This is a genomic window from Streptomyces sp. NPDC000878 (genome assembly GCF_053599695.1).
Genome location: NZ_JBSFMT010000005.1, coordinates 200,065 through 218,907, shown reverse-complemented (window position 1 = coordinate 218,907; position 18,843 = coordinate 200,065). Strand labels below are relative to the sequence as shown.

Annotated in this window: 14 protein-coding genes; 7 read left to right on the top strand and 7 right to left on the bottom strand. The window is 71.4% G+C overall.

Features of this window, described 5'->3' with window-relative positions; translation table 11 throughout:
• Window positions 1-89: 89 nt before the first annotated feature.
• The 6 genes from ACWDR4_RS07500 to ACWDR4_RS07475 all read right to left on the bottom strand — a co-directional run bounded on the left by ACWDR4_RS07500 (window position 90) and on the right by ACWDR4_RS07475 (window position 8,466).
• Window positions 90-2,423 (bottom strand): VWA domain-containing protein, encoded by a 2,334-nt coding sequence (locus ACWDR4_RS07500; RefSeq protein WP_450405057.1) that lies wholly within the window; start codon window positions 2,421-2,423, stop codon window positions 90-92.
• Window positions 2,424-2,610: 187 nt separating this feature from the next.
• Window positions 2,611-3,096, bottom strand: coding sequence for a Pycsar system effector family protein (locus tag ACWDR4_RS07495; RefSeq protein WP_450405055.1), 486 nt, complete (start codon window positions 3,094-3,096; stop codon window positions 2,611-2,613).
• Window positions 3,097-3,185: 89 nt separating this feature from the next.
• Window positions 3,186-4,361 carry a hypothetical protein gene (locus tag ACWDR4_RS07490; RefSeq protein WP_450405052.1) on the bottom strand — a complete coding sequence of 392 codons (1,176 nt, stop codon included), beginning with the start codon at window positions 4,359-4,361 and terminating at the stop codon, window positions 3,186-3,188.
• Window positions 4,354-6,846, bottom strand: coding sequence for a hypothetical protein (locus ACWDR4_RS07485; protein WP_450405050.1), 2,493 nt, complete (start codon window positions 6,844-6,846; stop codon window positions 4,354-4,356). Before ACWDR4_RS07485 ends, ACWDR4_RS07490 begins: the two co-directional genes overlap by 8 nt.
• Window positions 6,843-7,571, bottom strand: coding sequence for a hypothetical protein (locus ACWDR4_RS07480; protein WP_450405047.1), 729 nt, complete (start codon window positions 7,569-7,571; stop codon window positions 6,843-6,845). The genes ACWDR4_RS07485 and ACWDR4_RS07480 overlap by 4 nt, the downstream gene beginning before the upstream one ends.
• Window positions 7,572-7,713: 142 nt before the next feature.
• Window positions 7,714-8,466 carry a Crp/Fnr family transcriptional regulator gene (locus ACWDR4_RS07475; RefSeq protein WP_450405045.1) on the bottom strand — a complete coding sequence of 251 codons (753 nt, stop codon included), beginning with the start codon at window positions 8,464-8,466 and terminating at the stop codon, window positions 7,714-7,716.
• Window positions 8,467-8,945: 479 nt separating this feature from the next.
• On the opposite strand from ACWDR4_RS07475, the gene ACWDR4_RS07470 reads away from it, so the two are divergent.
• From ACWDR4_RS07470 to ACWDR4_RS07460, 3 genes are all read left to right on the top strand, one after another.
• The gene (locus tag ACWDR4_RS07470; RefSeq protein ID WP_450405042.1) at window positions 8,946-9,827 is read left to right on the top strand and encodes a sigma-70 family RNA polymerase sigma factor; all 882 of its coding nucleotides are present in this window, start codon (window positions 8,946-8,948) and stop codon (window positions 9,825-9,827) included.
• Window positions 9,824-10,819 (top strand): CU044_5270 family protein, encoded by a 996-nt coding sequence (locus ACWDR4_RS07465; RefSeq protein WP_450405039.1) that lies wholly within the window; start codon window positions 9,824-9,826, stop codon window positions 10,817-10,819. Before ACWDR4_RS07470 ends, ACWDR4_RS07465 begins: the two co-directional genes overlap by 4 nt.
• A gap of 819 nt (window positions 10,820-11,638) precedes the next feature.
• Window positions 11,639-12,142: a hypothetical protein gene (locus ACWDR4_RS07460; protein WP_450405037.1), complete on the top strand. Its 504-nt coding sequence runs from the start codon at window positions 11,639-11,641 to the stop codon at window positions 12,140-12,142.
• Here the strand turns inward: ACWDR4_RS07460 and ACWDR4_RS07455 are convergent.
• On the bottom strand, window positions 12,055-12,585 hold the full coding sequence (locus ACWDR4_RS07455) for a response regulator (protein ID WP_450405036.1): 531 nt from the start codon (window positions 12,583-12,585) through the stop codon (window positions 12,055-12,057). The genes ACWDR4_RS07460 and ACWDR4_RS07455 overlap by 88 nt on opposite strands.
• Before the next feature lie 203 nt (window positions 12,586-12,788).
• Here ACWDR4_RS07455 and ACWDR4_RS07450 point away from each other — a divergent pair, with 203 nt between their 5' ends.
• The 4 genes from ACWDR4_RS07450 (at window position 12,789) to ACWDR4_RS07435 (ending at window position 18,757) form a co-directional block, all read left to right on the top strand.
• On the top strand, window positions 12,789-13,286 hold the full coding sequence (locus ACWDR4_RS07450) for a GntR family transcriptional regulator (protein WP_450405033.1): 498 nt from the start codon (window positions 12,789-12,791) through the stop codon (window positions 13,284-13,286).
• A 4-nt stretch (window positions 13,287-13,290) separates the two neighbouring features.
• Window positions 13,291-14,223 carry an ABC transporter ATP-binding protein gene (locus ACWDR4_RS07445; RefSeq protein ID WP_450405183.1) on the top strand — a complete coding sequence of 311 codons (933 nt, stop codon included), beginning with the start codon at window positions 13,291-13,293 and terminating at the stop codon, window positions 14,221-14,223.
• The gene (locus ACWDR4_RS07440; RefSeq protein WP_450405031.1) at window positions 14,220-15,278 is read left to right on the top strand and encodes an ABC transporter; all 1,059 of its coding nucleotides are present in this window, start codon (window positions 14,220-14,222) and stop codon (window positions 15,276-15,278) included. Before ACWDR4_RS07445 ends, ACWDR4_RS07440 begins: the two co-directional genes overlap by 4 nt.
• Before the next feature lie 128 nt (window positions 15,279-15,406).
• Window positions 15,407-18,757 carry a S8 family peptidase gene (locus tag ACWDR4_RS07435; RefSeq protein ID WP_450405028.1) on the top strand — a complete coding sequence of 1,117 codons (3,351 nt, stop codon included), beginning with the start codon at window positions 15,407-15,409 and terminating at the stop codon, window positions 18,755-18,757.
• Window positions 18,758-18,843: the final 86 nt, after the last annotated feature.

Here is an 18,843-nt window from a genome sequence, read left to right as displayed (position 1 = left end):
GCGCCCGCGCGGCGGAGCCGCAGATCGATACAGCCCCGCGCCCCTGAAGGAGGCCTGCGGCCCCTTCAAGGCGCTTCGGTCGGATCGCTTCACAGGTACGTCTGGTCGTAGGTGTTCGTGCTGCTCTGCCCGCCGGGGTCGGTGCCGGGCACGGGACCGGCGGAGGAGGCCGAACTGGCCTTCCGCTTGCGGGTGTTGCGGGACTCCTCGCCGAGGGCCAGGCTCAGGCCGTCGGTCAGCTGGACCGGGATCGCTGCCGACAGCGGGATACGGCCGCCGTCGCGCCGGCGCAGCACCGCACCGCCGTTGGGGTTGCGTCGGACGGCGTACGGGCCGTGCGCGCGCCGTTCGATCCGGGGGCTGATGTGGGCCTCGGCGACGCCGAACTCGTACCACTGCTTGTGTCCGTGCCCGGCGACGTGCTCGCCCGGCAGCGGCTCACCGCGCTCGTCGATGAGCCGCAGCACCAGACCGTGCGGGTCCCGGCGGGCTTGGCGCAGCCGGATCAGGGCGAGGACGGCCGCGACGGCCAGGGCGACCAGGACGGCGGCGGCGAGGAACGCCCACCAGAACCGGTCCCAGAGCCCGGGCTCCGGCGTCACGTCCACCGACAGCGCGGACTGTACGAGGGTGAGGTCGTCGTCGGTGGTGTCGACGACCTTGACGGTCCCGGCCAGCGACAGCGCACCGCCGTTGAGACGCTCGGCGAACACGTCGTCGGCGGCAACCGTGACGGTCACCTCGCGCGTGCTCGACTCGCCTGGTTTCAGTGTGAGTTCGGCCGGAGTGACCGTGAGCAGGCCGGGCGTGAGGTCGGTGACCGACAGCTTCAGGGTGTGCGCGGTGTCGCTCGTGTTGTGGACGGCCAGCGTGCCCGTGACCTTGCCGCCGGGATGTGTGTCCCCGGCGGGGATGTCGAGGGCGGTGGTGACGGGCAGTTCGCCGGGGGCGACCTTGCCGCCCTCGCTGCGGGTGTCGGCGCTCAGGCCTGCGGCGGTCAGCGTGGCGCTCACCTTCAGCGCGCCGGAGGCGTCCGCCGGGATCTCGGTGGTGCCGGTGAACGAGCCGTCGCTCGTCTTCGCGTCCTTGCCCTTGCCGTCGTCGGTGAGGGTGAGCGCGAGCGGGGTGAAGCCGTCGCCGGTCAGCTCGCTCTTGACGCGCAGTCCCGCGTAGTCGCTCGGGTCCTTGATCTGGTAGCCCTCGCGGGTCTGTAGGCGCATCGTCACGGTGACCTGGTCGCCGGCGCGCGGGGAGGGCGGGTCCATGCTGATGGCGCCGCGCAGTTCGCCCTGCCACAGCACGCTCACGGCGACGGGCAGCGAGCGGTGTCCCTCAGGGGCCTCGGCCCGCACCTTCCACATGCCGGGCAGCGGGTCGGTGATCTTCAGCGCCTCCACGGTGCCGGTGCCGCCCGCGAGTTCGAAGCGGGAGTCCTTGTGCGTCCCGGACGTGGGGACCTTGTCGCCGGCCGGGTCGGTGTAGGTGATCCGCACCTCGGGGTCGCCCTTGTCGACGACGATGCTGCCCACGGTCGCCAGCGGGGAGATCGCGATCTTCAGGGTGGCGGGCGGGCGTTGGGGGTCGGGGCCCGGCCCGTGGCGCATGCAGTGGGCGGCGGCGAAGATCCGCTCCAGGGTCGTGCCGACCTTCTCGGACCCGCCGACAAGCTCCGCCTTCGGCTTCGCGGAGGGGAGTTCGACGCAGCCCTTCTGGTAGCCGCCGGCGGCGATCCGGGCGAGCTGCTGCTCGTCCGGTTTCGGCCCGAAGCCCAACGGCCAGATCTGCACGCCCTGTTCGGCCGCGTCCTTGAGCGCCTGCGTCAACTGCCGTTCGCCCTCGGCCTTCCTGTGGGCCGGGTCGCCGTACTTGGGGCTGTCCTCGACCTCCATGATCCCGTCGGTCAGCAGGAACAGCACCCGGGGCTCCAACGGGTCGGTGCCGTTGGTCAGTTCGTGCACGCCCTGCCGGATCGCGCTCGGGAAGTCGGTGCCGGTGCCCTCGCCGTCCTCGCGCTTGCGGAGCTTGCCGACACACACGCCGATCGTCTCCCGGCCCGCCGCGTCCAGCGTCGTGCGCGGGCACACCGGGTCCACGGCGCTCTGGCCCCCGCCCTCGGCGGCGGCGAAACCGAAGACCGTGACATGGGAGGACGAGGACACGTCACCCAGCGCGATCCGCGCGGCGGCGGCCTTCTCGGCGGCCATGTCCGAGGCGGCGAGGCTGGCAGACTCGTCCACGGCGACCGCGTAGTTGACCGCCGGGAAGGCCTCCTCGGTGTCCGCCACCGGTACGGCGTCCCCGCCGGAGGACCGACCGGTGGGCGCCGACAGGGACATGAGCACCGCGGCGGCGCCCAGCACGGCGAGCGCGGCACGGCGCGCCCCGCCCTTTCTTGTCTCGCGTACTCCGTTGACTCGTCCCACGGCCGTCCCCTGTTTCCCGTTCTCCGGTGTTCCTGGATCGTCGCTACTGAGCGCGCACAGGTTCCGTGGTGCGCGCGGATACGTCCTTATGGGTGAACTTCCTGACTTCGGCGCACCCCCGCCGACGCCTCAGCCCCCGCCGATGTCTCAGCGCCCCCCGCCGACGCCTCGGCACCCCGCCGCTCCCTCAGCGCGCCGTCATGCTCCACGCCAGGGCCAGCACCGCCGACGGGGCGAGCGAGCCCACCCCCCAGCGGATCGCCCGGTACTTGGCGGAGAGGATCGCGCTGACGTCGACCGCCTGGACGAGCAGCCAGCCCGCCGGATCGCGCCCCGCCTCGGCGACCCGGGCGGCGAGTCCCGCGAGGTCGCGGCGGGCGCCCACCAGATCGCCGAAGTACGTCACCCGGGCCTGTCCCTGTCGGCCTTCCCGGATCGTGCCGGTGCGCGGCATGAGCGCCCCGACCAGCGCGGTCACCGAGACCGTCCAGAGCAGGCCGGCCAGGACCAGCGTCACGTCGGCGGGCCCGTGCCAGCCGGGGGCGCCCTGCCAGCCGATGAGGAACGCGGGCAGTGCGAGCGTCCCCGACAGCAGCACCGCCGCCTTCGAGTCCGCCCGCCCGAGGTCCTCCCTGACGGTGCTGAGCAGCCGCTCGGCGACGCGCTCGCTCACGCGTTCCCCCGAGCGGTCGGGCCCGTGCCGACCCCCGTACGGCTCGGGCCCGACCTGTCCCCCGGTCCCCCCGGTCCCCCCGTCACCGGTCATCGGGTGTCCCTGGCTCCGTCCCCGTCGTCGCCGTTGCTGTCTCCGTCCGCCCAGTCCCAGCCGTCGTCCCGGGGGCGCTGGCGGCGGGGCGGCTCCGGGGCGGAGTCGTCATCGGCGTAGGGATCGGCCGGGTACGGGTCCTGGGCGTCGGCGGGCCTGCGCCGGGCGCGGGCGGGCGGATCGTCCGACACCCAGTCCGGAGTGAACGGTTCGGCGGACGATCGCTCCAGCTCGGGAGTGGGCCGGCCGTTCCGGCCGTTGCGGCGGGCGGGCAGTGAGCCGATGGGCCCCTGGACCCCGCCCATCCGCCCCCGGTTGAGGAGGGAGAGCGCCTGCGCCTCGACGTCGTTGGACTGGATCTGACCGCTCGCGACCATGTCGAACAGCCGGTCGACGCGCTCCCGTTCGTCCTGCCGGCCCTCCTGTCGGATCTTCTCCAGGAAGTCCTTGGCCTCGGTCGGCTCGGCCGCCAGCATGTACGTGAGCTGCTCCAGCTCCCCGCCCTGCAGCATGGCCCGGAACCGCTCCTGGTGGACCTTCGTCACCTCGGCCGAGGCGTGCGCGTCCCGGATGCCGTTCATGTGCTCGATCGCCCGGTCGTCGACGCGCAGCCGGACGTACAGCCGTACTTTCAGGCCGAGTTCGGTGCCCAGCTCGCCCCAGCGTCCGCCCGTGCACTCGCGGGTGATGGCCCGGTTGGCCTGCTCGGCCTCGTGCACCCGGTAGGTCGAGGTGACCTCGTGCAGCCGCTCCAGGACGGGGGCGGTGAGCCGTTTGGCGATGTCCGTCACGACCTGGACGGCGGCCAGGTGCGGGTCGTCGACCGTCCAGTGGATGTCCACCTCGGCCTTGAAGAAGCTGGTGCCGCCCGCCGCCGGCAACTCCATCTCCAGGGGCGTCTGATAGGTGCCCAGCGCGATCTCGCAGACGGTGTGCGGCCGGGCCAGCACCGGCTTGTCGACGTGCCGGGTCCCGGTCACGGTGATCACGCTGTGGCCGCCGTTGCGGTAGAACCGCACCAGCGCCGTCTGGGCGCTGATCGGCGGCTGGGCAGCGGTCGGCGGGTACTCCTTGAGGAACGGCCCCGCCGGTCCTGCGGCGGCTCTGCGGGCCCTCAGCCGCTCCTTGGCCTGGGCCCGGGCCCGCGCCTGGGCCTCGTCGTTCTCAGCCATGGCTTCTCTCCTCCTGGCCGCTCCGGGTCCGCCGGCCTGCGGCGAGCCGCCACAGGGAGCGCGCCCGGGCGTCGGGCAGCGGATCGTCCGGATCGTTCATCATTCGGCGCAGCAGCCAGTCCAGCCGCCGCCGGTCGGGTTCCTCGGCGGCCAGCGCGGGCAGCAGCGCCGCCAGCCCAGGCCGGGTCCACTCGTTGCCGTTCTTGCGGACGGCGGTGCGCAGCATGCGCTCCAGCGCGTCCATGGCGACGTCCTTCGAGCGGGCCGTGTTGAGCGCGGTCCACAGCAGGTCCGCGATGGGTAAGGCGAGTTCGGGCCGGGCGGCGACCAGGGCGAGGGCCAGCGGCCAGTCGCCGCGCTCACCGAGCGCGGGCTCAGGCTCGTCGATCAGCAGCTTGTCCACCCGGGTCTCGGCGAGCCAGATCGTGGCCGCGAGCCCGAGGGTCTGGTAGCCCTCGCGCTTGTGCTGGGTCCAGTCGGCCATCCGCCGCAGCACCTTCGCGGTCCGCGCGCCGTCCGGCAGCGCCAGCAGCCGTACGACGTTGAACGCGGCGGCGGCCCGCAGCGACTGGTCCCCGTCCTCGCGGATCCCGATCCGGGCGAGGGCGTCCAGGGCGTCGTCGGTGGTGTCCGCGCAGTTGCCGTAGCCCAGCGCAGCCGCCGCCGTCGAACGCTGGGTCCAGGTCGCGGACCTGCTCCAGTCCTCGACCAGTTTCCGTACGGCCTTGCGGTGCGAGGGGTGACCGGCCGCCTGGTCCATCATCGTGGCCGCGAACAGCCTGCGGTGGGCGGTGCCCTCGGCGAGCGGCCGGACCAGTTCGGCGAAGCCGTGGTCGAAGTCCCGTACGCACAGCTCCCCGGCGGCGACCGCCGCGCGCACCCACACCTGGGGCCGCTGGTCGTCGGCCAGCAGCCGCAGCCAGCGCACGACCGGCGCGCGCACCGGGAAGTGCCGGTCCCACAGCTCGGCCAGCACCGCCGACGGCAGGGCGCCGCCCCGGTACCAGATCAGCCGGGCCGCGACCTCCGCGCCGGCCACCTCGACCTGGCCGTCGGTGAGTTCGGCGCGCGAGAGGGCCAGGTCGGCGACCGGGTCGTCGCAGAACAGGGGGCGGGCCGGGGTGTGGTCGGGGTCGCACTGGACGGACAGTTCCCAGGTCAGCAGATGGGCGGCGGAGGCCACCGCGCTGTGCGAGGCCCCGCCGAGCACGGCGAGCGCGATCCGGAACGCCACGGGGTGGAACAGGGCGGCGGTGCCCGGCCGTTGGTCGCTCCCCACGCCCTCCTTCTTGCCGTCGGCCGGTGCGGTGAGCGCCCGGTCGACGCCGGTGAACCACTCCTGGGCCTGCTCGGCGGCGAGGCTGCGGCAGCCGGCCAGCAGCTCGTCGTACGACAGATCGTCCAGCAGCCGGCCGGCCAGCAGGGAGGCGAGGAGTTCGGCCTCGGCGGGGCGCAGGTCCTTCAGGCCGACCGCGTCCACGACCTCCGCGCGCTCGGCCAACTCCTGGGCGCGGGCGAGGAGTTCGTCGACTCCGGCGCCGCCCTCCGGGGCCTCGGCGACATGGTCCTCCAGCCGTTCCCGCAGCCGGGTGGTGAGCAGCTCCTGGGTGGGCGCGGGCGGGCAGAGCATGCCGTAGCGGCCGGCGAGCAGCGGGCCCGCCGCCGAGCCGACGGTGACGACGAGCACCGCGAAGGACTCGAACCGGGCCAGGGCGGTGGCCAGTTCGTCCAGGTCCATCTCGTCCGGGGGCAGGACGCCGGGCCGGGTGAGCGACAGTTCCAGGAGGTATCCGGTGCCGGGCGGGAACTCGTCGCCGCGGCCCAGCTTGGCGGCCAGCTGACGTATCCCCCCGTCCGGGTCGACACGGCGCACCCGCGAACCGGCGGCGGGCTCGGCGTCCGTGGCCTCGGGGGCGTCGGCGGTGACCTCGGCGAGCAGGGAGATCGCCGTGCTCGTACGGCCGGTGCCGGGGGCGGCGCCGAGCACCAGCAGTCGGCGGGCACGCAGCGCCTTGCGCAGCCGTACGTAGCCGTCGGGGACCACGTGGACGCGGCGGAGCCTGCGCAGTTCCTCTTCTGGCACGGGACCGCTGCGCAGGGCGGCGCCGCGCAGCCGGGCGTCGGTGCCGAGGAAGATGTCGCCGAAGTGGGCGCTGCTGATGAAGGAGCGGTCGACGCTGGTCAGATCGCGGCCGGCCTCGAACAGGGTTCGGGTGGCGCGGCGCGTACGGGAGGCGGCGGCGAGGTCGGTGGGGGCGTCCTCGCCCTGCTCCTCGGCGAAGGGGGCGCGGGTGTACTCCTTGAACCGCTCGGCGGCGAGTTCCCGTTCCTTCTCTTTTTCCTTCTCCTTCTCGTCCTTCTCGGTCTCTTTCTCGTCCCGCGCGCTGTCGTCCTTCTCCTTCTCCTTTTTCTCGGGCTGGTCGCGCTCGGGGGCCTTGTCGGGGACCTCGGGGGCGTCGTCCGACTGCGGGCCGTCGTCGCTCACTTGTCGTCACCGCCGATGCGCACGTCTCGCTGGAAGGTGCTGCCCTGGATCACGGAGATGTCGCGCCCGGCGGAGTAGGTCCTGCGGGAGTCCTCGACCGGGGTGGTGGTGTCCACGGGGGCAGGTGTACGAGGGGAGGAGGCCGCCGCCCGTCCCGGCAGGTGGAACCAGGCCGTCGTCTCGCCCTCCTTGAGGGTGAGCCGGGCCGAGGTCCAGCGCTCCGGCTCGATGAACTTGCCGCCGCCCCGCACCACGTCCTCGTACAGGGAGTCGGAGGTCACCAGGACCAGGTCGGCGCCCTCGGCGTCGAGGAGTTCGCGGGCGGCGGCGGAGTCGGCGAGGCGGCAGGCCAGGTCGACGGCGCGTCCGCTGATTCCGTGCGCGTCGTGCCGTACCGGACCGACGTGCATACCGATCCGCAGTCCCAGTGGCACCCGCAGGGCGCGGTTCTCGTCGCGCAGGTCCTCGTGCAGCTCGACCATCCACAGCCCGAGCAGCCGGGACGCCGGGATCCGCGCGGACACCGACAGCAGGACGCCGTCGCCGCGGTCCTCCATGTGCACGGCGTCCCGGGCCACCTTGGCGTGCGCGAACGCCGTCTCCACGACCCGGTAGATCCGGGCGCGCATCCGAGGCTTGTCGATGTCGTCGTACTCCCCGGAACGCCGGGCGTCGACGCTGATCACCAACTCGTAGCGCGCTTCGGAGAGATCGGTGAGATCCATGGCGTCGTGCTCCACCCTGTGCCCCCTGTTTGGTGCGTGCGTGCGTGCGTTCGATCGTCGTTCGGTTGTCGTGGGTCGCCCCTTCAGAGTCAGGCCCGGGGCGGGGGCCGTCTGTGGCCGTTTACACACGGCGGCCGGTGATTTACGCCGGGCGGCCCTCCGCGTGGTTGTCGGCGGGTCCGTCGGTGAGTCCGCCGGCGAGGAGGGCGAGCAGTTCGGGGTCGAGGATCTCCACGACCCGGTTGCCGGTCCGCACGATCTGCTGGGTGCGCAGCAGCCGCAGACTCTTGGCGACGGCCTCGCGGGTGGCTCCGATGCTGGCCGCCAGTTCGTCCTGGGCCAGCTGGACGACCGACGAACCGGAGGGGGCGGACGGGGTGGAGGGGGCGTAGGGGCCGCGGGGCGCGCCGCCCGACCCCGACAGTTCGGTGAGCCGGCCGGCCAGGCGCTGGAGCACGGTGAGGGAGGCGAGCGCGGACCGCTCCTGGTCGGCGCTGCGGAGCCGGAAGGTGAGCTGACGTATGACCAGCCCGCTCACCCGGGGATGCTCGGCGAGGAACCTGCGGAACGCGTCCCCCGATATGACCTGGGCCTCCGTGGGTCCCAGCGCGCGGACGGTGGCGCTGCGCGGATGCGGGTCCAACGCGGCCATCTCACCGAGGAGTTCACCGGGGCCGCGCAGCCCGAGTATCAGCCGGGTGGCGCCCCGGTCCGTCACGACGGAGACGGTCACCCACCCCTTGACGATGATCAGCACATGGCTGGAACGGTCGCCCTCGGTGAGGAGATGGGCGTCGGCGTCGAAGTGCCTCGGGTTGCCGAGGGCCATGACGCCCTCGCGCTCCTGGGCGGTCAGCGACTGTGCGAACGCCAGCTCATTGCCTAGCAGTCCCATGGCACGCCCCCCGCCGCGTTCCGGACCCCTGGTTTTGCGATGGCGTTGATGGTGACAGAGCGAAGTTCTGGCCTGAGCGGATTACGCCATATCGGGTGTACCGACCGGTAATTCATGTATGGGCACGTAAACCGCCCGGGAACCCGGAATCTCTGCCCGTACCGCCCCTGTCGGCAAACCCCCGAGCCGGCCTCGCGGACCAGGCTCTCCCCGGAGGACGCTCAGGTCAGCCCCACCACTCGAACGACCGTCCGCTGACAACGCAAGGAACCGGCCGGATGCGCCGTACTTGGCGAAAAATCAGGTTTCCGGTGCGGAAGTGGTGATGGGGGTGTGATGAGAGGAGGGCACGACATGGGGGTGCGGTGATAAAGGCGGTCCGATGGCGAAGGTGATCCGCCGCCGGCGCCGAACGCTCGGCGCCCCGGCCGACAAGTAGAGGGTGTGGCTGTACGGCACAGCCACGGAAGGGGGTCTTCATGCGGCGGTCATCGACACGACAACCGGCACCGGGGGCGGGTGCGCCGGACGGCGAAATACCGGACGAGGGTGAGCTGTTCGCCCGTTCCACGCGGGATCCGGCGGCCTTCGAGCCGCTGGTCGCCCGGCATTCGGTGGCGCTCCACGGCTATCTCGCGCGGCGGGCGCCCGCCGCGGCCGACGATCTGCTCTCCGAGGTCTGGCTCCAGGCCTACACGAGCCGCCGGACCTTCGACAGCGCCAAGGGCACGCTCCGCACCTGGCTGTTCGGCGTGGCCCGCAACGTCCTGGCCGCCCACTGGCGCGACAGCGCGCGGGAGCGACCGGAGGCGGAGCCGGAACAGTTCGGGCGTACGGCGTCCGTCGTGGACGCCGACCCCTGGCACGCGGTGGACCAACGGCTCGACGCCGCCGCACTCGCCCCGCTGGTACGCGGCACGCTGGCCGGACTCCCGCAGGTGGAAAGGGAGTTGCTGCTGCTGGTCGCCTGGGAACAACTGACCCCGACGGAGGCGGCGACGGTACTCGGCATACCCCCGGGCACGGCCCGCTCCCGCCTCCACCGGGCCCGCGGCAAACTCCGCGAGGCACTCGACCCGGGGGGAACGGGACAGGCGCCGTCCGGCACGTCCGCCGGTATGTCGTCCGCCGGCACGTCGTCCGGCACATCCGCCAGCACATCCGCCGGGCCGTCCGCTGGCCCGTCCGCCGGTAGGTCCGCCTGGCCGTCTGTCGGCACGTCTGCCAGTCCGTCTGCCGGGCCGTTCGTCGGGCCGTCTGCCGGGCCGCCCGCCAGTAGGTCCGCTGGCCCGTCTGCCAGTCCGTCCGTCAGGACATCCGCCGGTGCCTCCGTACTCCGTCCGACAGGGGATCCCGCATGACCGAGCAGCACGAGGGGCTCGACACCCTCGACACCTTCGACGTCCCTGACGTCCTCGACTTTCCCGGCGCGGACATCCTGGCCGCCGCCGGCGAAGTCGCCCCGCCCGCCGCCGGGACGGTCGACGCCGCCCTCGCCGCGGTGCGTCTGGCCGCCGCAGGCGAGGGTGCGGCGGCGGACAGCAAGTGGCCGCGGCGGGGCTTCGCCGGTACGCGGCGCAGCCGCATCCTGCTCTCGGCCGCCGCCGTCGCGGCCGTCGTCGCCGGCGCGATCGCCGTACCGACGATCCCCTTCGGCGACACTCCGCCGGCGGCGGGCGCCACCGCGGCGTCGTTCCTGCACGGGGTGGCGGACACGGCGGCGGAGGCCCCCCGTACGGACGCGCCCTACTGGAAGGTGCGTGCACGGAGTGTCCACCGCTTGGTGAACGAGACGAGCGGGGGCCCCCTCAAGCCGGCGTCCGGCCCGTCCACGACCACGTCCTGGACCAGCCGGTCGGGAACGATCATCGAGACCTCGAAGGGCAAGTACCTGCGGACCGGGGTCGGAAAGGAACCCGGCGCGCAGATGTCGTGGCAGGTCGTCGGCATGGAGGTCAAGTGGGACGACCTCGCCGACCTGCCGACCGAACCGGCCGCCCTCAAGGCCTATCTGGAGAGCGGCAACCCGACCACGCCGAAGAACGAGGCGGTCTTCAACGGCATCGTCCAGCTGCTCCTGGCCCCGGTGAGCCCCGAGGTGCGCTCGGCGCTCTACGACGTACTCGCCGAGCTGCCCTACATCCGCCTCGTCGGTCCCGTGAAGGACGGCGCCGGACGGGCCGGAGTGGCGATCGAGAACGACCTCGCGGACCGGCGCACCCGCATCGTCATCGACCCGAAGACCGCCATGCCGTTGGAGCGCCAGAACTCCATTCTCGGCGGCCCGGAGGACGGTACGGCCTATCTCACGATCACCTATCTGGTGTTGGAATCCGCCTGGAAAGCCCCGTAGGCAAGAGGGCTCTGATCCGACTCTGATGAACCACCCAGGAAACTCTGGGGTGCCTTCTGATCGCGCATTGATCAACCGAACCGGCTGCGCCTGTGGAATGGGCGCAGCCGGTGGGACTTCCACAGGCACTCGCTCTCTGGAAGGAAATGGGCAATGGTTCTTGCACCTCGTAGGGTCGTGTCCAAGAAGGGGCTGCCCCGCACCGCCGGGGCCCTCGCCGCCCTCGCGGTCGGCGCCACCCTGCTCGCCGCACCGGCGGCCAGTACACCGGCCCGAGCCACCGGCTCGGCACCGTGTACAACTGCGCGTCGAACGCGAACAACCTCACGGTGGGCAGCGAGGAGACGGTCGGATCCTCCGACTCCGTCGGCATCACGATCACCGCCTCCGCCGGTTTCGCGAAGGTCTTCGAGGTCGGCCTCCAGACCAGCTACAACCGCACCTGGGAACGCAGCCACATGGACAAGGTGGAGTACCAGGAGAGTGTCCCCGCCGGCTACAAGGGCTGGATAGAGCGCGGCACCCGAAGCGGAAGGCCACCGGCTGGTACGAGATCCAGTTCAAGAACCGCCACTGGGATCACTTCGACTGGTACGTCTACAACTACACCGAGTCGGGCTGGGACACCGGAAACTCGGGCGGCGGCTACGCGAACTTCAAGGACGCGCCGATGACCCAGCAGGAACGCAACGAGCACTGCAGCCGCTGAATTCCGCCGAATTCCGAATTCCTCTCGTAGTGCCTCGTACTTCCCCCCCCAGAAATGACAGAAACGGTGGTTGCTCCATGAAGTGAATCAGGATCAGGCGGAAAGTCACGATGGCCGTCCTCGCCGGTGCCGCTGTCGTCGGTGCGGTGGCGATGCCCGCGACGGCCTCCGCGGACGGCGGCAAGTACCTCCAGCTGAAGGTCCGCAGCGGGTCGACCGAGACGGTCACGTTCTACTTCGTCGGCGAGAACCAGCACGGCGACTGGGGCGGCTCCCGCTTCTGGGACATCCCGCCGAAGGGCTGCACCACGGCCGAGGGCTACTGGTGGACGGCCGGCCGCTCGGTCGAGTTCCACCACCGCAAGCCCAGCACGGGCTGGCGCTGGGAGCCGCGCGTGGTCCCGTCGAACGGCCAGAAGAACGGCGGCACCTACCAGCTCTGGATCGGCTGGACCGGCACGCTCACGCCGAAGGGGTTCGCCGTCCGCACACAGCGGACGGCGAACCCCTTTTCCTGTTGTCCAGCTCAGTCCGCGTGCACGATGTACCCCGCACCACGCACCGTACGGATCAGCGACTGGCCCGAGTCGCCCAGCTTGCGCCGCAGGTGGTAGGCCGCGCACAGTCGGCGCGAGGCCACGGGCGCGGCGCGTACTGCACCCCGGGCGCGCCGGATCAGGGCCCGGATACGTGCGCTGACCTCGGTGAGGTCGAAGGGCTTGGTGACGTAGTCGTCGCCGCCGACGGCCAGGGCGTGGCACTTGTCCTCGATGGCCGTACGGGCGCTGAGGAAGATCACCGGGGTGTCGATCCCGGCGGCGCGGAGCTGTCCGCAGACCTCGGTGCCGTCCAGCAGTACGGCGTCGGGTCGTCGGCGCCGTACCTCGTGGACCGTCTCGGCCCCCGTGGCCACGAGATGTGCGTCGAAGCCGAGGAAGCGCAGCGCCATGACCAGCATGTCTGAGGTGCCGGACTGGTCGTCGACCACGAGGACGGAGAGGCTCTCGGGGGTCGAGGGTCTCTCGGGTAGCTCGGGTGCAGAAAGTTCTTGGTTCACGCCGGAGGCTCTTTCGGTGGGGCGGATCGCCGTCGGGTGGTTGGTTTTTCCAGGCCTGAACCCAGGCCTGAACTCAGGCTGACCACCGAAACGTTGTCCAAGAAGCCCCTCCGGTCACTCTGGACAACCCCGACCCCGTCCCGACCCCCGTTGACAACCGCCCTCGCACCCCTCCATCATCATTCCACTAATCAAGTAGTGGAATGGTGGTGGTGATCGTGGAGTACCGCATCGACAGGCGGAGCGGGGTCCCCGCCTTCCAGCAGATCGTGCAGCAGACCAAGCAGGCCCTGCGGCTGGGCGTCCTGGTGCCGGGGGACCGGCTGCCGACCGCCAAGGAAGTCGCCGAGGTCAGCGCGGTCAACCCGAACACCACCCTCAAGGCGTACCGCGAGCTGGAGCGCGAGGGCCTGGTCGAACCGCGACCCGGCCAGGGCACCTTCGTACGCCGCACGCTGGCCCGCCCCTCGGCGGGCACCGACTCTCCGCTGTACGGGGAACTGGTGGCCTGGATGTCGAAGGCGGCCGGGGCCGGTCTGGAGCAGGAGGACGTGGCCGCACTGGTCACGTCGGCGATGGAGAAGCAGTACGCCGCCGGGAACACGCCGGCGGCGGGGGTCTCGACACCGGGGTCCACCACAACGGGGTCCATGACGACGGGGTCCACGGGGGCCACGACAACGAGGAGCACAAGTGAGTGACGGTATGTACGCGGGGGAGCCGGCGCTTGAGGCGTACGGACTGGGGATGCGCTACCGGCGGGGCTGGGCGCTGCGGGACTGCTCCTTCCGGCTCCCGGCGGGTCGGATCTGCGGGCTGGTCGGACCCAACGGGGCCGGCAAGACCACGCTGCTGAGCATCGCGGCCCATGTCCTTCAGCCGACGCACGGCTCGGTCAGCCTGTTCGGCGAGGCACCGGGATCGGCCGAGTCCGGTAGGCGTACGGCGTTCCTCGCCCAGGAGAAGCCCCTGTTCCGCCGCTTCACCGTGGCGGAGACCCTGCGGCTGGGCCGGGAGCTGAACCCCGGCTGGGACCAGCGCTCAGCCGAGGACATCATCCGCGCGGGCAATGTGCCCTTCGACGCGAAGATCAGCACCCTCTCCGGAGGCCAGCGCACCCGCGTCGCCATCGCCCTCGCCTTCGGCAAGCGCCCGGACCTGCTGCTCCTCGACGAGCCGATGTCGGACCTCGACCCGGTCGTGCGCCACGAACTCATGGGCACCCTCCTCGCCGAGGCCGCCGAGCGCGGCACCACCGTGCTGATGTCCACCCACGTCCTCGCCGAACTGGAGAACGTGTGCGACTACCTCGTCGTCGTCTCCGGCGGCGGAGTACGCCTCGCCGGTGACGTGGACGAGCTGATGTCCGTGCACACCCTGGTCACGGGCGCCAAGGAGGGCGACGGCGTGCCCGCCGACCTCGCGCACCACACCCTCGTCGAGTCCCGGACCAGCGGACGGCAGTTCACCGCGCTCATCCGCCCCGAGGGCCCGGTCACCGGCCCCTGGGAGACGGACGCCCCGAACATGGAGGAACTCCTGCTCGCCTACCTCCGCTCACCCGATGCACCGCCCCTGATCACCCCGACCGCCCAGGTCCAGGGTCAGGCGTACGGCACCGGGGCGGTGGCGGCATGAGCATCTCGACCAGCGGTTCGACCTCGCACGGCAGCAAGACCGACGGCAAGAACGGGACCATGAACGCGACCACCGACGCGACGACCACGGAGGCCACCCGGCGCTCCCTGCTCAGCGGTATGAACTGGCTGGTCTGGCGCCAGCACCGGGCCGCGTTCTGGACGATCCTCGCCGCGACCGCGCTCTCCGTGGCCTGGATCGTCTACCGGCGCGGCCAGATGATGGACTTCCTCGACAGCCACGGCTATCCCGCCAAGGGCCTCGCCGAGATGGGTAACGAGTTCGCGCCGTTCGTCAACGCGTTCTCCCCCGTCTCCCTCGCTTTCGTGACGATCCCCATCCTGCTCGGTGTCTTCCTCGGCGCCCCGCTCCTCGCGGGCGACCTGGAGAACGGCACGTCCAAGCTGATCGCCGCCCAGTCCATGAGCCGGACCCGCTGGCTGGCCACGAAGCTGGGGCTGGCCGCGCTGGTGGTCGTCGTGAGCATGACCGCGCTGTCGGCCGCGTTCGGGTGGTGGTGGAACCCGGTCAAGTCCGAGGTCACGGTCCTGGACTGGACCTCCACCGAGGCGTTCAACACCACGGGCCCGGTGCCCGTCGCGCTCACCCTGTTCTCCGTCTTCGGCGGGGTGGCGATCGGTGCGGTGCTGCGCCGCACGCTGATGGCCATGGTGGTCACCTTCGGTTTCACCGTCGTCGTCCAGGTCGTCTGGTCCTACTTCCTGCTGTCGCTCGGCAACGTCATCACGCTCACGACGAACAAGGGCGTCGGCGAGAACTCGACCCCGTCGCTGCCCGAGGGTGCGTACCAGATCGACGAGTGGTACCGCACGGGCAGCGGTGACCTGCTCGGCTGGAGCACGTGTGCGGGCGGGGACACGGACGCGGCGCGTGAGGTGTGCCTGAAGAAGGCGGATGTCGTGGGCTGGGCGGTGGACTATCTGCCGATGTCGCAGATGAACGGCATGCAGTGGTTCGGGGCGTCGATTCTGTTCGCCCTGACCGCTGGGGTTGCGGTGTTCCTCTTCGTCTGGGGTCGTAAGCGGCTCGTCTGAGTAGTCGCTGGTAGGTAGTTGTTCGGCTGCGGCGCCGTTGTGGCTGGTCGCGCAGTTCCCCGCGCCCCTAAAAGGGGCGCGCCCGCACTCTTTGTTCTTATCCGGTCGCCCGGAGAGAAAGGCATGCCTTGAAACACCGCAACAGACGAGCACGTGAGGCTTCGGCGCTCGCTCTTGTCACCGCCGCCGCTCTTACCGTGACCCTGCTCGGTGCGCCGGGGTCGCAGGCCGCGCAGACCGGAAGCGGTACCTTCGGCGCCCTCGGTAAGGGGAAGACCGTCACCCTCGTCACCGGGGACCGGGTGACCCTGGACTCCGCCGGGCAGGTCACCGGCGTACGGGCCGCCAAGGGGCGGGAAGGGACCACCTTTCGAATAGCGCGGGACGCCGACCGGACGTATGTCGTCCCGCGTGACGCCGAGCGGCTGCTCGCCGACGGCACCGCCGACCGGCGGCTGTTCGATGTGACGCAGCTGGTGAAGTGGGGGTACGACGATGCCGCCCGCCCCGATCTGCCGTTGATCGTGACGTACGCCAAGGGCCGCGCTCTCGCGCCGAGCGCGCTGTCCGCCGCCGGGGCCCGGGTGAGCCGGGACCTGCCCAGTGTGAACGGGGACGCGCTCAGGGCCCGTAAGTCCGAGGGCGCCGAGCTGTGGGAGACGCTCACCGGGAGCGGGGGGTCGGCGCGGGCGATGTCGGCCGCCGCCGGGCGGGTCGAGCGGATCTGGCTCGACGGCAAGGTGGAGGCGGCCCTCGACCGGAGCGCCGCACAGATCGGTGCCCCGGAGGCGTGGGCGGCCGGGTACGACGGCAAGGGCGTCAAGGTCGCCGTGCTGGACACCGGGGTCGACGGCACACACCCGGATCTGAAGGGCCGTATCGACGCGGCGAAGAACTTCTCGGAGTCCGCGGACACCGTCGACCGGGTGGGGCATGGCACGCATGTGGCGTCCACTGTCGCCGGGTCCGGTGCGCACTCCGGAGGTAAGTACAAGGGGGTCGCGCCCGGTGCCCGGCTGATCAGCGGCAAGGTGCTCGACGACAGCGGCTACGGCGAGGAGTCCGGGATCATCGCCGGGGCGCAGTGGGCCGTCGACCAGGGCGCCAAGGTGATCAACCTCAGTCTGGGCGGCCCCGACAGCCCCGGTGACGACCCCCTCGAACAGGCCGTGAACGACCTGTCCGCCTCCTCCGGCGCCCTCTTCGTGATCGCCGCAGGCAACGAGGGCCCCGCCGCCGGGACCGTCGGTTCGCCGGGCAGCGCCGCCGCCGCGCTCACGGTCGGCGCGGTGGACCGCGAGGACGCGATGGCCGAGTTCTCCAGCCGGGGGCCGACGGCGGACGGTTCGCTCAAGCCCGACCTCACCGCCCCCGGCGTCGACATCGTTGCCGCGAAGGCCGCCGAGGGCACGGAGGGCGCCCCGGCCGCCGACGGCTATGTGTCGATGAGCGGTACGTCGATGGCGACCCCGCATGTCGCGGGCGCCGCCGCGATCCTCGCCCAGCGCCACCCCGACTGGACCGGCGAGCGCATCAAGGCCGCCCTCACCGCGTCCGCCAAGCCGACCGCCGGTGTCTCGGCGTTCGCGCAGGGCACGGGCCGTACGGACATCGTCCGCGCCCTCGGCCAGCAGCTCACCACCACCCCGGCCACCCTCGGCTTCCCCGCCCAGCAGTGGCCGCACACCGACGACCAGCCGGTCACCAGGACCATCACCTACCGCAACGACGGCGACGCGCCCCTCACCCTCGACCTGACCACCGAGGCCTACGGCGAGGACGGAAAGCCCGCCGCCGAGGGCATGTTCGAGGTCTCGCCCAAGCAGCTCACCGTGCCGGCGGGCGGTACCGCGACCGCGCAGGTCACGGCCGACAGCAGCGCGGGCACGGCCGACGGCGGCTTCGGCGGCTCGGTCGTCGCGACGGACGGGGGCAACAACTCCGTACGGACCGGTGTCGGCGTACAGCGCGAGGTCGAGTCGTACGACCTGACCGTCAAGCACCTCGACCTGAAGGGCAAGCCGGCCGGGCGTTCGGAGACCGGGGTGCAGGGCCTGGACAACCAGATCTGGAACGACTACTCGGACGACACGGACGGCGAGTTCACCGTGCGGCTGCCCAAGGGGCGTTACAGCCTCGAAGGCCGTATCGACATCGACACGGGCGCGAACCCTGACGCCGGTAACCTCGCCCTGCTCGTCAACCCGAAGTTCTCGCTCACCCGGGACACCACCCTCGTCATGGACGCCCGCAAGGCCAAGCCCATCCGGATCACCGTGCCGGACAGCAAGGCCAAGCACACCGACGCCACCCTCAACCTCGGGTTCGACATCGACGGGAACCAGAGCATCTCCACGTACCTGATGGGCAGCTTCAGCAAGCTGCGCGTCGGGCAGTTCGGCGCCCGGCTGCCCGCGAAGGAGGCGTATGCGCAGTACAACGGCACCTGGACGCACGGCAGTACGAGCTACCGGCCGGCGATGAACCGTACCGGCGATCTGTCCGGCTTCACCGCGAACCTCAAGCGCGCGCAGTTCGCCAAGATCACGATCGCCGCCGGTGAGCCCGCCAAGGACAAGACGGGGTCGCTCGTCGCGGCGCCCATCATGTCGGGCGGCTGGGCCGACTTCTACCCGACCGAGTTCTCCCTGCCGGCCAACCTCACCGACTACGTCCTGCCGGGCGTGAAGTGGAGGTACTCCGTCTCGCAGGAGAGCGGCAAGGACGCGGACGGCGAACCGGTGTGGGACGCCGCCCAGTGGACGGCGAACCCCCGTGCGTACAGCGCGGGCAAGCAGTACACCGAGCGGTTCAACACCGGGGTCTTCGGCCCGCACCTCACGGGTCCGCTGACGGGCAACGAGGACCGTCCGGGTGCCGTCCGGGTCGGCGACACCTTCATGGCGTACCTTCCTCTCTTCTCCGACGGCGCCGGGCATGTGGGCGACTCCCGCTACAGCAAGGCGAAGAGCACCCTGTACGCGGGCGGCACGAAGATCTTCGCCACGGACACGGACCTGGCCGGCGTCTCGTACGAACTCCCCGCCGCCAAGCGCACGTACCGTCTCACCACGGACGTCTCCCGCCCCACCTCGCTGTCGTCGGTCTCCACCCGCGTGACGGCCGAGTGGACCTTCACCTCCGCGCACGTCACGGGTGTCGGGCAGCGGCTGCCGCTGTCGGCGGTTCGCTTCTCGCCCAAGCTGAGCACGGCGAGCACGGCCAAGGCGGGTACGCGGTTCTCGGTGCCGTTCGCGGTCGAGGGCGCGGCCACCGCACGCACCGCCCGCAAGCTGGCTTTCTCGGTCTCCTACGACGACGGCCGCACCTGGCACCCGGCCAAGACGGTCGCGGGCAAGCGCCTCGACCTGCGCCACCCGGCGAAGGCGGGCACGGTGTCCCTGCGCGTGACGCTCACGGACAAGGACGGCAACACCCTGAAGCAGACGATCAATCGGGCCTATCGCACGACCAAGTAGGCAGTCAGTCAGTCTCAGGAACAGGGGGCCGGCGCCGCGTATGCGGCACCGGCCCCCTGTTCCTGTCTGCCTGTTCTTACCGGATT